The organism is Actinacidiphila glaucinigra (genome assembly GCF_035918135.1).
Classification (GTDB): Bacteria; Actinomycetota; Actinomycetes; order Streptomycetales; family Streptomycetaceae; genus Actinacidiphila; species Actinacidiphila glaucinigra.
This window is the reverse complement of the sequence record NZ_CP109144.1, coordinates 7841039-7853887: the sequence shown is the minus strand read 5'-3', so window position 1 is coordinate 7853887 and position 12849 is coordinate 7841039. Positions and strand designations below refer to the sequence as shown.

11 protein-coding genes are annotated in these 12849 nt (G+C 71.3%); 8 read left to right on the top strand and 3 right to left on the bottom strand.

Annotated features, from left to right (window positions below):
- Window positions 1–41: 41 nt before the first annotated feature.
- Window positions 42–2006: a 1-deoxy-D-xylulose-5-phosphate synthase gene (dxs, locus tag OIE69_RS35510; protein WP_326578736.1), complete on the bottom strand. Its 1965-nt coding sequence runs from the start codon at window positions 2004–2006 to the stop codon at window positions 42–44.
- Window positions 2007–2373: 367 nt separating this feature from the next.
- Between dxs and OIE69_RS35505 the strand changes: the two genes are divergently transcribed.
- Window positions 2374–2742 carry a MarR family transcriptional regulator gene (locus OIE69_RS35505; protein WP_326578734.1) on the top strand — a complete coding sequence of 123 codons (369 nt, stop codon included), beginning with the start codon at window positions 2374–2376 and terminating at the stop codon, window positions 2740–2742.
- 114 nt (window positions 2743–2856) lie between these two features.
- Here OIE69_RS35505 and OIE69_RS35500 read toward each other — a convergent pair whose 3' ends face one another.
- A complete protein-coding gene (locus OIE69_RS35500; protein ID WP_326578733.1) occupies window positions 2857–3279 on the bottom strand; it encodes a hypothetical protein in 423 nt (140 codons plus the stop codon).
- Between the two features lie 571 nt (window positions 3280–3850).
- Between OIE69_RS35500 and OIE69_RS35495 the strand changes: the two genes are divergently transcribed.
- The 7 genes from OIE69_RS35495 (at window position 3851) to OIE69_RS35465 (ending at window position 9984) form a co-directional block, all read left to right on the top strand.
- The gene (locus tag OIE69_RS35495; RefSeq protein WP_326578732.1) at window positions 3851–5149 is read left to right on the top strand and encodes an epoxide hydrolase family protein; all 1299 of its coding nucleotides are present in this window, start codon (window positions 3851–3853) and stop codon (window positions 5147–5149) included.
- A 197-nt stretch (window positions 5150–5346) separates the two neighbouring features.
- Complete coding sequence (locus tag OIE69_RS35490; protein ID WP_326578731.1) at window positions 5347–6111, top strand: SDR family NAD(P)-dependent oxidoreductase; 765 nt, start codon at window positions 5347–5349, stop codon at window positions 6109–6111.
- Window positions 6112–6276: 165 nt separating this feature from the next.
- Window positions 6277–6684, top strand: a complete 408-nt coding sequence (locus OIE69_RS35485; RefSeq protein ID WP_326578730.1) for a YciI family protein — start codon at window positions 6277–6279, stop codon at window positions 6682–6684.
- Complete coding sequence (locus OIE69_RS35480) at window positions 6681–7838, top strand: RNA polymerase sigma factor (protein WP_326578729.1); 1158 nt, start codon at window positions 6681–6683, stop codon at window positions 7836–7838. Before OIE69_RS35485 ends, OIE69_RS35480 begins: the two co-directional genes overlap by 4 nt.
- A 161-nt stretch (window positions 7839–7999) precedes the next feature.
- A complete protein-coding gene (locus OIE69_RS35475) occupies window positions 8000–8407 on the top strand; it encodes a nuclear transport factor 2 family protein (protein WP_326578728.1) in 408 nt (135 codons plus the stop codon).
- Window positions 8408–8742: 335 nt separating this feature from the next.
- Window positions 8743–8943 carry a hypothetical protein gene (locus tag OIE69_RS35470; RefSeq protein ID WP_326578727.1) on the top strand — a complete coding sequence of 67 codons (201 nt, stop codon included), beginning with the start codon at window positions 8743–8745 and terminating at the stop codon, window positions 8941–8943.
- Window positions 8944–9261: 318 nt separating this feature from the next.
- Window positions 9262–9984 carry an oxygenase MpaB family protein gene (locus OIE69_RS35465; RefSeq protein WP_326578726.1) on the top strand — a complete coding sequence of 241 codons (723 nt, stop codon included), beginning with the start codon at window positions 9262–9264 and terminating at the stop codon, window positions 9982–9984.
- Window positions 9985–10055: 71 nt separating this feature from the next.
- On the opposite strand, the gene rph is transcribed toward OIE69_RS35465, so the two are convergent.
- On the bottom strand, window positions 10056–12668 hold the full coding sequence (gene rph / locus OIE69_RS35460) for a rifamycin-inactivating phosphotransferase (RefSeq protein WP_326581506.1): 2613 nt from the start codon (window positions 12666–12668) through the stop codon (window positions 10056–10058).
- Between the last annotated feature and the right edge of the window lie 181 nt (window positions 12669–12849).

The window sequence follows — 12849 nt, the reverse complement described above, 5'->3', positions numbered from 1 at the left end:
CGCTCTCGCGGTAGCGGCATTTTACCGATGTGCCCACTTCATCACCTTTCGGGCGCGGAGGCGGTCCGGGGGCCGCCGGGCCCCGCCGTGGCCGCGGCCTGCGCCGCAGCCTTAATGACGGTGTCCGCGACGGCCCGTGCCGTCAGGCCCGCTTCCGCGAGGATCTCGGCACGGGTCGCCTGCCGGGGAAACCCGTCGGCCACGCCCAGGACCCGCACCGGAGTGCGGACACCGGCCTCCTGCAGGGCCTGGACCACCGCCGTGCCCACTCCCCCGGTACGCAGACCGTCCTCGACCGTGACGACCAGGGCGTGACCGGCGGCAAGGGCGGCAAGTTCACCGGGAAGCGGCTTGACCCACAGCGGGTCCACCACGGTGATCTCCACGCCGCGTTCGGCGCAGAGCCCCGCCGCTTCGAGCGCGACGGCGGCCGTCGTTCCGACGGCGATCAGCAGGACGGTGCCGGTGCCGGGCGCCGCCTCGCGCAGGACGTCGACCGCACCGGCGCGACCGGCCGCCGGGATCTCCGGGCCCACCGCGCCTCGCGGGTAGCGCAGGACCGTCGGCGCGTCGGTGATCGAGACGGCCCGCCGCAACTGCTCCCGCAGCGTGCGCGCATCGCGGGGGGCCGCGATGCGCAGGCCGGGGACGGCTTGGAGCATCGCCAGGTCCCAGAGCCCGTTGTGGCTGGGTCCGTCGTCGCCGGTGACCCCGGACCGGTCGAGCACGAGGGTCGCACCGAGACGGTGCAGCGCGAGGTCCATCAGGACCTGGTCGAGTGCGCGGTTCAGGAAGGTGCCGTACAGGGCGATCACCGGGTGCAGTCCCGCCATGGCCATCCCGGCGGCCGAGGCGACCGCGTGCTGCTCGGCGATCCCGACGTCGAAGAACCGTGCCGGGTACCGTGCGGCGAAGTCGTTCAGGCCGACCGAGCCGGGCATGGCCGCGGTGATCGCCACGACGTCGGGGTGCGTGTCCGCCAGTTCCACCAGTTCCCGGCCGAACGCCGCCGACCAGGTCAGACCGGCGGGCCGCAGCGGTCGCCCGGTCCGCGGGTCGATGGTGCCGATGCCGTGCAGATGGTCCTCCTCGTCCTGCTCGGCGGGCGCGTACCCGAGCCCCTTGCGCGTGATGCAGTGCACGACGACGGGCGCGCCATGGGTCTTGGCACGCTCCAGGGCCGCTTCCAGGGCGGTGATGTCGTGGCCGTCGACGGGCCCGATGTACTGCAGTCCCAGCGCGCCGAAGAGCGAGTGCGGCGTCACGGCCTCGGCGTGGCCCTCCCCGAGGCCCGCCCTCAGTCCCCCTTTGACGCCCTCTTTGGCCGCGTGCAGGGTGCGGTGCAGCGCGCGCCCGGGCGTCCCGGCACCGCCGAGGGCCTGCTTGCCCCAGCCGGCCAGACGCTCGTATCCGGCGTGGGCGCGCAGGGCCGCAAGGTGCCGCGCGAGTCCGCCCACGGTCGGCGCGTACGAACGGCCGTTGTCGTTGACGACGATCACCACGGGCCGGCCGGGTGCCTCCGCGATGTTGTTGAGTGCCTCCCAGGCCAGCCCGCCGGTGAGCGCTCCGTCGCCGACGACGGCGACGATGTGCCGGTCGGCCTCTCCCGCGAACCGTGCGGCCTTGGCCATGCCGTCGGCGTACGACAGGGCCGCCGAGGCGTGAGAGTGCTCGATGTGGTCGTGCGCGGACTCCTCGCGGCTGGGGTATCCGGACAGGCCGCCGCGCTGCCGCAGGCCGGTGAACTCGCCGGCCCGGCCCGTCACGATCTTGTGCACGTACGCCTGGTGGCCGACGTCCCAGAGCAGCCGGTCACACGGGGAGTCGAAGACGCGGTGCAGTGCCAGGGTCAGTTCCACGACGCCGAGGTTGGGCCCCAGATGGCCGCCCGTCGCCGCGACGTGCCGGATCAGGAAATCGCGGATCTCCCCGGCGAGCCGGACCAGCTCCGGGTGGCTCAGACCCCTCAGGTCCGCGGGCTGGTCGATCCGTGCCAGCAGGCTCATGCCGCCGCTCCTCCTCGATGCTGACGTGCCGTCGGCGGACTGCGGTACACAGCCGAACGCGCGCCGCACGTGCCGCCGCTCACCCTGTGCGAGCCCAACGGTTCCGGCCCGTGTCCCCGCGCTGACGACGGTAGATCCGGGAGATGGCGGGGGCGGACGGTCCTCCGTGCCGCATCGGCCTCACATCAGGACATCGGGCGGGCGGACGCCTGCGTGCCGCCGCCGCGTCAGGGTGCGCGCAGGCGATGCGGTGTCCCGATCCGAGGGCTTCATGGCCCGCCGGCCGGCCATCGGCCCCGCGGGGAAACCCGCTTAAGCCCCTGAGGCCGCGAATCCGCGGCCGGTGGACCCGTCCCGGGGAGGAGACATGAACGACCGCGAGCCGGTGGACGCCCCGCGGCAGCCGCCACCCGTCCTGTACAACCTGGCACTCCTGCAAGGCGAGTTGCTGGCCAGGCACCGTCTGTCGCTGTACGACTGCCTCATCCTCGGTGCCCTCGCCGGAGCCGAGGACCGGGCCGTGCCCGTCGTACGGCTGACGGCGTTCCTCCGGGAATCGGCGACCCGGATGTCCTCGCACCTGAAGAGCCTCGAGGCGGCCGGACTGATCGAGCGCCATCGCCGGGACAGGGATCACAGGAGGGTCGAGGTGACCCTGACCGAGGCAGGACGTGCCGCGTTCGCCGACGCCGAGAAGGCCGCGCAGGAGCGGCTTCGCCAGGATCCCGTCCCCTGACCGGTCCACGCTCGGCGGCCGAACGGCCGCACCCGCACCGCGAGGGAGCGAACGCGGCCGTCCGTGGGCCGGGGCCGGCTCGGACGTCGGCTCGTCGCCCGGGCTGCGCCGGTTTCAGGCGGCCTGCCGCGGCGGGAGGAAGGCGCCGGCGGTCTCCGGGTCGGGCCACGGCGTGACGGTCTCGCCGGCGACGAGCCAGCCGTAGGCACCGCCTCGCTTCAGGCGCAGCTCGTAGAGGAACGGGGCAGCGGTGTCGCTCATGCGACGGTAGAGGAGTGCGGTCGCGTGCTCGCCCTGGTCCTCGGCGTGCAGGATCTTGTACTCGGTGGACAGGGGTGCCTCGCCTGCCTTGCCCCGGGCGGCGAACTCCGCGAAGACCTCCCTGCGGGGGGCCGCCGCGATGGCACCCTGGGCGGTCGGGAAGAGGATCGCCATGTCGTCCGTGTAGAGCTTCTCCATGGCGTCCATGCGGTAGTTGCTCCCGTCGTGCACGACCCGGGAGATGAACTCCTGCATTTCCGTGGTGATGGTGCTCATGGTTGTTCTCCTTCTGCTTGGGTGTGCCGGCGGGCGGTCGTCCGACACGTTGTGCAGGCCGGGGCGGGGTGCGGACCTGAGTCCGGCCCGTGTTCACACCGTTGGGCCCCGCCGACAGCGAGAAATGAATGTTCGACGTACGCCGAACAAGCTAACACGACCGCCTTCGCCTGCGGCGATCCATGCGAGCGTGACGGTGCTCTCATCACCGGGCGCACACGGTGTCACCTGAATTCGGGACAGTGGCGCGTGACCCATGCCACGCACACGGAGGTCTCGACCGGCGTGTGTGCGATGTATGGTCGCAAGCGAAGTTCGATAACCGCCGAACATAATTGTCCCCACGGCTGCCTCCGTGCGGTGAATCCCGCGTCCGACCGGCGGCCGGAGAATGCGGATCCGCGCCGGCCACCGAGTGAATCCGCCGTGTTTCGCGGCTCATGGAGTGGCTCGATCAGGCGCGCATTGCGCATATCCCGGGTTCGCATCGCCAGGGCCACGGGCCCTGTCGCAGCCCTGCACACCGGAGATTCCCGCGGCACCGAAAGACGACGATCGGAGTGAATGACGCATGACGAGCCAGGCCAACAACCTCAGCCGTCGACGACTGCTGTACGCAATGGGTGCACTGGGCGCGGGAACGGCCGCGGCGGCGATGACATCCGGGGTCGCCGAGGCCGCCACGGGAACGGGCGGCCCGGCTGCGGGCCTGTCCATGCCGTCGGCGGGCCGCGGTGCGGTCGTGCCCATGAGGCTGCACGTGCCGGAACGCATGCTGCAGGACCTCCGGCGGCGACTGGAGACGACACGATGGCCGGCCCAGGAACTCGTGGACGACTGGTCGCAGGGAGCACCGCTGTGGCGGGTCAGGCGACTCGTGGACCACTGGCAGCGGCACTACGACTGGCGCAGGGTGGAGGCGCTGCTCAACGGATTCGGCCAGTACCGCACCGTGATCGACGGTGTCAGCATCCACCTCCTGCACGCCCGATCACCTCATCGCGACGCGATGCCCATCATGCTCACCCATGGCTGGCCCGGCTCGATCCTGGAATTCCGCAAGGTGATCCGGCGCTTGACGCACCCCACCGAATTCGGTGGATCCCCGCGGGACGCGTTCCACGTGGTCACCCCGTCTCTGCCGGGGTTCGGTTTCTCCGATCAGCCGGACGAACTGGGCTGGGGCCGCGTGCGGACGGCGAAAGCCTGGGCCAAGATCATGCCCCGCCTCGGATACGACCACTACCTCTCCCAGGGAGGGGACTGGGGTGCGGCGGTCAATGTCCAGCTGGGAGTGCTGCGACCCAAGGGGCTGCTGGGAATCCATCTGAATTTCCCGCAGATCGTCCCTCCCCATCTCGACATGAACCACCTGACTCCCGAGGAGCAGGTCGCGATGAGCCAGCTGAACGCCCAGCAGAAGAACGAGATCGGGTACCAGCTCGAGATGATGACCCGGCCCCAGACCGTGTCCTATTCGCTGGCCGACTCCCCTGTCGGCCAGGCTGCCTGGATCTACGAGAAATTCGGGGTCTGGACCGACAGCGACAGGAATCCGGAGGCGGTCCTCACCATGGACGAAATGCTGGACGACATCACCCTGTACTGGCTGACGAACACAGCGGAGTCCGCCGCACGCTTCTACTGGGAGAACTCGGACATCACCATGAACGCCGTCAGGATCGACGTGCCCATGGGCGTCACACTGTTTCCCAAGGAGTTCTACACGCCGCCTCGCGCCTGGGCCGAGAAGGCGTTCTCCAACCTCGTCTACTGGAACAAGGCCGACAGGGGCGGCCACTTCGCGGCGTTCGAGCAGCCGAAGATCTTCGCCGAGGAAGTGCGCAGGTTCGGCAGGCTGTTCCGCTGACGGTTCACGGCTCCCCGGGGCGGCCCACCGCGGAAGGCGGTGGGCCGCCCCGGGTGCTGAACGGGCCGAGCACCACGTCCGAAGGACGCTGCGCCTCAGGCGCGCGGAAAGTTGTGCCACGTCTCACCATTCGGGGCACAACGTCCCCCGCATGTTATGTTCGAAGTTCGTAGAACATCAAACTTTGGAGAACAGCCATGTCCAGCCCCTCGAACCTGCCCTTCTCCGGCCACGTCGCGATCGTGACGGGAGCCGGTTCCGGCATCGGCCGCGCGACGGCGCTCGCCCTGGCCCAGGCGGGCGCGAACGTGCTCGGCGTCGGCCGCCGAAAGGACGCCCTCGACGAGACGGCCCGGACACACGCGAACATCGAGGTCCTGTCCGTCGACCTCGTCGACGACGGCGCCCCCGCCCAAGTCGTCGGCACCGCCGTCGAGCGCTGGGGACGACTGGACCTGCTGGTGAACAACGCCGGCGGCACGGCCGTCATGCCGCTGGCCGAGGCGGACAAGCAGGTGATCGCGGACCTCTTCCACCTCAATGTCGTGGTCCCGAGCATGCTCGCCCACGAAGCCCTGCCGCACCTGCGGGCGTCGTCCGGCAGCATCGTCAACGTGTCCAGCACCTACGGGCACCGCCCCATGGCCGGCGGATCCCACTACTCGGCCACCAAGGCCGCGATCGAGCAGATGACCCGCAGCTGGGCCCTCGAACTCGCCGCCGAGGGCATCCGTGTCAACTGCGTCGCCCCCGGCCCCACCAGGACCGACGTCATGCTCGCCGCCGGCCTCACCCCCGAGGCGGTCAACGACATGTACGCCTACGAGCAGGCCCGCATCCCCACCCACCGCATCGCGGACGTCGACGACATCGCCCACTGGATCCTGCGCATGGCCGAGCCCGCCGGGCGCCAGGCCACCGGCCAGGTCATCACCGTCGACGGCGGCCTCGAACTCATCTGACGCCGCCACCGTCACAGCTCGGGTGGAGCCCCGGGAGCGGCCCGAGGCTCTCCGACGGAACATCCGCGGAAAGGATTCGGCGGCGATGTCGAGATCCCGCGGCCGGCTCCGTCCCCGTGGTGAAGGCGGCCACAATGGGCCGCACCGGCACCAAGGAGAGCCACGATGGCCAAGTACCTGCTGCTCAAGCACTACCGCGGCGCACCGGCGGCGGTGAACGACGCACCGATGGACCAGTGGACGCCCCAGGAGATCACCGACCACATCCAGTACATGCACGACTTCGCCGCCCGCCTGGAGAAGACCGGCGAGTTCGTCGACGGCCAGGCCCTCGCCCCCGAGGGCACCTGGGTCCGCTACGACGGCGAAGGCCGCCCACCCGTCACCGACGGCCCCTTCGCCGAGACCAAGGACCTCATCGCCGGCTGGATGGTCATCGACGTCGACACCCACCAACGCGCCCTCGAACTCGCCGCAGAACTCTCCGCCGCCCCCGGCGCCGGCGGCAGGCCCATCCACGAATGGCTCGAACTCCGCCCCTTCCTCACCACCCCGCCCACCATCACCGAATGACCACGCCCATCGACGAGGCCCGGATCCGCGGCCTCACGCCCGGCGTCCTCACCGTCCTCGTCCGCCGCGGAGCCGACTTCGCGGCGGCCGAGGACGCCGTCCAGGACGCGCTGGTCGAGGCCGTCCGGGTCTGGCCGGCCGACCCGCCGAGGGACCCGAAGGGCTGGCTGGTCACCGTGGCCTGGCGCAGGTTCCTGGACGCGACACGGTCGGACACCGCCCGCCGACGGCGGGAGGACCTCCTCGACCAGGAACCGGCGCCCGGGCCGGCGCCCTCGACGGACGACACGCTCCAGCTGTACTTCCTGTGTGCCCACCCGTCGCTGACGCCGTCGTCCGCGGTCGCGCTCACGCTGCGCGCCGTGGGCGGGCTGACCACCCGCCAGATCGCCCAGGCGTACCTGGTGCCCGAGGCCACCATGGCGCAGCGCATCAGCCGGGCCAAGCGCACCGTCTCCGGCGTGCGGTTCGACCAGCCCGGTGACGTCGCGACCGTGCTGCGCGTGCTCTACCTGGTCTTCAACGAGGGCTACTCCGGTGACGTCGACCTCGTCGCCGAGGCCATCCGCCTCACCCGCCGGCTCGCGGCCGCGATCGACCACCCCGAGGTGGCGGGGCTGCTCGCCCTCATGCTGCTCCACCACGCGAGGCGTGCCGCCCGCACCGAGCCCGACGGCAGCCTGGTGCCCCTCGCAGAGCAGGACCGCGGCCGGTGGGACACCTCGGCGATCGCCGAGGGCATCGGCATCCTGCAGGAGGCACTCGCTCGCGACCGGCTGGGCGAGTTCCAGGCACAGGCCGCCGTCGCGGCGCTGCACGCCGACGCGCCCACCGCCGAGGAGACCGACTGGGTGCAGATCGTCGAGTGGTACGAGGAGTTGGCGCGCCTGACCGACAGCCCGGTCGTCCGGCTCAACCGCGCCGTGGCCGTCGGCGAGGCCGACGGGCCGCGCGCCGGCCTGGCCGCCCTCGCGGCACTGGACGACTCACTCCCCCGGTACTCCGCGGTCGCGGCCTACCTGCACGAGCGCGACGGTGACCTGGCCACGGCGGCACGGCTGTACGCCGAGGCGGCCCGGAAGGCACCCAACCTGGCGGAGCGCGACCACCTGACCCGCCAGGCCGCCCGCCTCAACTCCCGCCGGAGCCGCTGACGGTCTCGCCACCGGTCAGGGGCGCTGAACGTCCGCGCCGCCCTGGGGGGCCCTGACGCTCCCAGGAGCGCCGTTCCCGGGTACGGCACGGCCTGTCACCGGGCGGCTCCCACGGGCAGAATGCCCGATGCCGACCGGTCACCCACGAGGAACGTGAGAACGTGAGCTCTGCATCGCCGTTGGACGTGGCACGTGACTTCTGCGCCGGCTTCGGTCCCACCTACGAGGATGCCGTCGCCACCTGCAGGAAGCTCGTCCATCCCGACGTCAGCTGGCAGTCGGTCACCTCCAACGACCACCCCGTGGAGAGCCTCGCCGCGCTGCTGGACGACCTGCGCCGCGCCCGGGAGACCATGGGCGCGGAGGGCTTCGGCATCGACGTCCACCGCATCCGTGCCGACGGGGACCTCGTCCTCATGCGGCGGACCGACACCATCCTGGACGCCGAGGGCAACCTGCTGCACGTGCTCGACCTGATGTCGATGCTCCGCGTCGTGGACGGAAGGATCGTCTGGTCCAGGGAGTGCTTCTTCGACTCGCGGACGTTCGACGAGGCCTGGGGCGGCTGACACCGGCGGCCTCCGGCCGTTCGCGCACACACCGGGCCCGGAGCCCGGAGTCGGGATGAATCTCGGCCGACATGGGCGCACTCTGGAAACAGGCCCCGTTTCGCAGGTGCCGAATGGGCCCTCGGGACGGAGCCGTGGCCGCCGGCCGCTGCCGCCAATCGGGTCAGCGGCCAGGGCCACCCGCGGGAGCCCGGAAGCCCTCGTACGCCGGGGGCCGGTGTGCCGCTAGGCCGGCTCGCTCCGGACGCCATTGAAGGTCTCTTCAGTACCTCAGCGCCGTTCCGGCACCGGGCGACCATGACAAGTACCGATCATGCACGGAAGGACACGCCATCATGAGTCGCAAGACACTGATTGCCGCCGTGGCCGCTGCCGCCGCTCTGACCGGGACGGCAGGCGCGACAACAAGCGCCGTGGCCGCCGATCATCCCCAGAGCACCGTCTCCGTGGTCGCCGACGACGGCGACGGCGACGACGGCGGTGACGACGGGGACGGCGACGGTGACGGTGGCGGTGGCGGTGACTCCCGCAGCTGACGGCTCGGGCGACACCACACGCGTCATGCGTCCTCTCCCGGCCGGCGGTATCACCCGCTGACCCGAGGTCTCATCGCCATCCGCGGTCCCCGCCGTCGCTCCACGGCGGCGGCGGGGACCCGCTCTTCACCGTGGAGTAGGGTCGTGGCCGGGTCACCCCGGCCCCGGCGGATCCCCTGCGGACGGGCCCGGCGTCCCTACGTCATGCCGGACCACAAGCATCGGGGAACAGCCTTTGACGCCGCACTCCTCGGCGCTCTCCACGGACGTCGACACCCCCGGGGAACGTGCCGAGGCCGCTCGACCTCACGGGGCGGGATGACGGACTCCGGCCCCCGTGGCACCCGAGGCGCGGAAGAGGCTCCCTGGAGCACGTACCAGGCCCTGACCCGCGCATGCCCGCGGGCCTGGAAGCTCGGTCTGAACCTGGCCTTCTACCGGTGCTTCGCCGTGCCGTCCATCGCGCGCGTGCTGATGTCCACCGGCCGGATCACCGGGGAGCCTCTGGCGCGCGCCAAGGCCACCGGGGCCGCGCTCTTCCAGGTGCTCGAGCAAGGTCCCGACAGCGAGACGTCGCTGCGCGTCCTGGACCGCCTGCGCCGCGTCCACGACGGACTGCCCGTCGACAACGACGCCTACGTCTACGTGCTCGGTCTGTTCTGCGTCCACCCCCTGCGCTTCATAGCCGCCTACGGGCCGCGCCGCCCGACGGCGGCCGAGGAGGAGTCCGCGCACGCCTTCTACTCGCTGCTCGCACACCGGTTGGGCGTGGAGCCGGTCCCTGCCACGTACGGCGAACTCGCCGATGCCCAGGACGCCTACGAGGAGCGCTTCTTCCGCCAGACCCCCGAGGGCCTGGCCCTGTGGGCGGCTTCCCGCCAGGTCTTCGAGGAACGGCTGCCCCGGCCCCTCTCCGGGCTCGGACCGCTGCTCGCCGAGGCGTTTATGGGCACGGCCGCCCCCGCCCTGGGCATCCCCGACCGGCCCCGCACAAGGGCGGTGACCGGTCGCCTGCTCCGCCGGTACCTGAGCCGGACCTGAACGGGCCCCGGGCGAGCGCCGAGGCCCGGGGCCCGTTCAACCAGCGGTCGCCGGCCTCCCGCTGCGGTCGGTCACGTCAGGATCTCGACGTACCCGTCCGTCCCGTGCACGCGGATCCGCTGCCCGTCACGGATCCGCCGGGTGGCCCGCTCCACGCCCACGACGGCAGGCAGACCGTACTCCCGGGCGATCACCGCGCCATGGGTCATCAGGCCGCCGACCTCCGTCACCAGGCCCGCGATTCCGACGAACAGCGGCGACCAGCTCGGGTCCGTGAAGGTCGTGACCAGGATGTCGCCCGCCTCGAGATCGGCCTCCGCCATGTCGAGGACGACGCGGGCCCTGCCCTCGACGGTCCCCGCGGAGACGGGCAGGCCGACCAGGGCGCCGTCCGGCACGTCGTCGCGCCGGTACGCCCCCATGAGGGCCTCGCCGTCCGAGGTGAGCACCCGGGGTGTGGTGAGTGCCTCGTACGACCGGAACGCGTCCTTGCGCTGCCGGACGAGCCCGTCGTCCAACCGGTTCGAGCGCACGACGTCGTGGAACTCCTGGAAGGTCAGGTAGAAGACGTCCTCCTTCTCGGGGAGCACGCCGGTCTGCACAAGGCGCTCGGCCTCCGCCATCAGGGCCTGCTTGTAGACGAAGTAGCGGCTGACGATGCCGTACTTCGGATACTCCCGGTACCCGATGAAGGTGCGGACCCGGTCGATCATCCGCTTGGCCTCGTCGGCCTTCCCGTCCCCGTCCGGCAGGGCCCGCAGGCGTGACAGCACGTCCTGTTCCTTCTCCTGCGCCTTCTGCCGACCCTGCTCGAAGCGCCGCTCGGCGGCGCCCGGCTCGAAGTTCCTGACGTTGTCGAGGATCGCGGGCACGAGCGCGCCGGGGCGCTCGCGCCAACGCGGCCTCGTGATGTCGATCTCGGCGACGCAGCGCATGCCGTAGCGTTCGAGGTAGGCCTCGACGGCGTCGCGCGCCTCGGTCCCGCCCGCGAGCTTCGCCAGCTCGTCCAGGAAGCCCTCGTCCTCGACGCCCTCCAGGAACGCCACCACCTCCGCGTGCGGGCGGATCGCGTCCGCGACGTCGAGCAGCGCCAGCCCCATCTCCGACGTGATGTTGTCGGGGGCGGAGAGCGTCAGCGTGTCAGCCGCGTTCTTCTCCCCCAGCCACTCCAGCAGCTTGTCGTTGAGCCACCACGTGGCCTCCATCCCCGCCATGATCGCCTGCATGTTCAGCGGATCACCGAGGACCCGCTTGTGCTCCTCGAAGGCCTCCAGTAGGAAGTCGAACAGCGCCGGTCCGGTCTTCGACCGGACGTCGCGCTCCAGGGCGGCGATCGACATCCGGCTGCGCTCGATCAGCTCGACGACGACGGCCGGATCGGTCGCGATCGGGGCGGGCGCACCCCCGGCCGGTACGCCCGCGGCCGGCGGCCCGCCGGGGCCCCCGTCCGGAAGGAGCGGAAGGAAGTCGTCGCGGTCGAGGACGGTCTCCAGAGCGTCCCTGACCAGCGGATCGCCTCTCCCCATGACCTCCAGGAGGGCGGCGCGGCTCGCGGGCGAGGCCAGCCGCCGGGTGGCGTCGACGAACAGCCTCCCGCCGGCCGCGTGCATCGGTGCCATCGCCGTCAGCTGCCACATGGACAGCCCCAGGGGTTTCATGGCGTCGGTCATCATCTGCTGATGGCCGACGGAGACGTAGACGTGGTTCTCCTGGTCACCGGCCTCGGGGATGGGGAACAGCGTGGTGATCGGCCGGCTCTGCACGACCTGGAACACGTCGTCGACCAGGCACCATTCGATGTCCTGAGGGCGGCCGAAGTGCGCTTCGATCCGCCGCCCGAGCTCCACGAGCCGCACGACCTGCGGATCCGTCAGCGCCGGCTGCTCCTGCCTCTGCGCGTCGATGGCGACTTCCCGGGTGCCGCCCTCCGGCAGGGCGTGAACGGCGAGTTGTTTGGCTGCGATCGTCTTGGTGACGACTTCGCCGTCCCGCACCGTGAACACGTCCGGGTTCACCAGGCCGGAGACCAGGGCCTCGCCGAGGCCGAAAGCGGCGTCGACGGTGGCGACCTTCCGGTTGCCCGTGACGGGGTCGGCCGTGAAGAGGACGCCGGAAGCGTCCGGGACGACCATCTGCTGCACGACCACGGCCATGTGGACCGTACGGTGGTCGATGCCGTTCCGCCGGCGGTAGGTCACGGCCCGCTCGGTGAAGAGCGAGGCCCAGCAGCGGCTGACGTGCCGGAGGATCGCCGCGGACCCCACCACGTTGAGGTACGTGTCCTGTTGTCCGGCGAAGGATGCTGTCGGCAGGTCCTCCGCCGTCGCGCTCGATCGGACGGCGTAGGCGGCCTGCTCCCCGACGCGGGCCAGGGCCCGGGTGATCGCCGCCGCGAGATCGTCCGGGATGGCGATCGCCTCGATGGTCCGGCGGATCCGCGCGCTGAGCGTGCGGACCGCCTCCCGGTCGTCCGGGTTCAGGCGCGACAGTTCATCGAGCCGGTCGTCGATCGACGGCGCCTCCGCGACGACCCGCCGGAAGGCGTCCGTCGTCACGCAGAAGCCGCCCGGCACGCGGACGCCCCCGATCCGCGACAGCCCGCCCAAGTGCGCGCCCTTGCCGCCGACGAACGCGACCTGCCGGTCGTCGACCTCTTGGAGATCCACCACGTACTGCTCAATCACTGCGATCCCTCCGAGGCGGCCGTGCCCGCCACCTCCAGCTTCGTCGAACCTCTTGTCGAGCACGTCCCCGATGCTCCGTACGCCGGCGACCCTCTGGTTGCGGCGTCGGCTGACGATTGTGCGCCGTGACCGGGGCCTTGCGGCAAGCCCCCCAGTGCGCTATAAGTTGAGAGTGGCAAGG

Excerpts from the sequence above, each read along its gene's own strand:
- dxs (WP_326578736.1), bottom strand. The coding sequence starts at position 2,006 with ATGAGCCTGCTGGCACGGATCGACCAGCCCGCGGACCTGAGGGGTCTG.
- OIE69_RS35505 (WP_326578734.1), top strand. The coding sequence starts at position 2,374 with ATGAACGACCGCGAGCCGGTGGACGCCCCGCGGCAGCCGCCACCCGTC.
- OIE69_RS35500 (WP_326578733.1), bottom strand. The coding sequence starts at position 3,279 with ATGAGCACCATCACCACGGAAATGCAGGAGTTCATCTCCCGGGTCGTG.
- OIE69_RS35495 (WP_326578732.1), top strand. The coding sequence starts at position 3,851 with ATGACGAGCCAGGCCAACAACCTCAGCCGTCGACGACTGCTGTACGCA.
- OIE69_RS35490 (WP_326578731.1), top strand. The coding sequence starts at position 5,347 with ATGTCCAGCCCCTCGAACCTGCCCTTCTCCGGCCACGTCGCGATCGTG.
- OIE69_RS35485 (WP_326578730.1), top strand. The coding sequence starts at position 6,277 with ATGGCCAAGTACCTGCTGCTCAAGCACTACCGCGGCGCACCGGCGGCG.
- OIE69_RS35480 (WP_326578729.1), top strand. The coding sequence starts at position 6,681 with ATGACCACGCCCATCGACGAGGCCCGGATCCGCGGCCTCACGCCCGGC.
- OIE69_RS35470 (WP_326578727.1), top strand. The coding sequence starts at position 8,743 with ATGAGTCGCAAGACACTGATTGCCGCCGTGGCCGCTGCCGCCGCTCTG.
- OIE69_RS35465 (WP_326578726.1), top strand. The coding sequence starts at position 9,262 with ATGACGGACTCCGGCCCCCGTGGCACCCGAGGCGCGGAAGAGGCTCCC.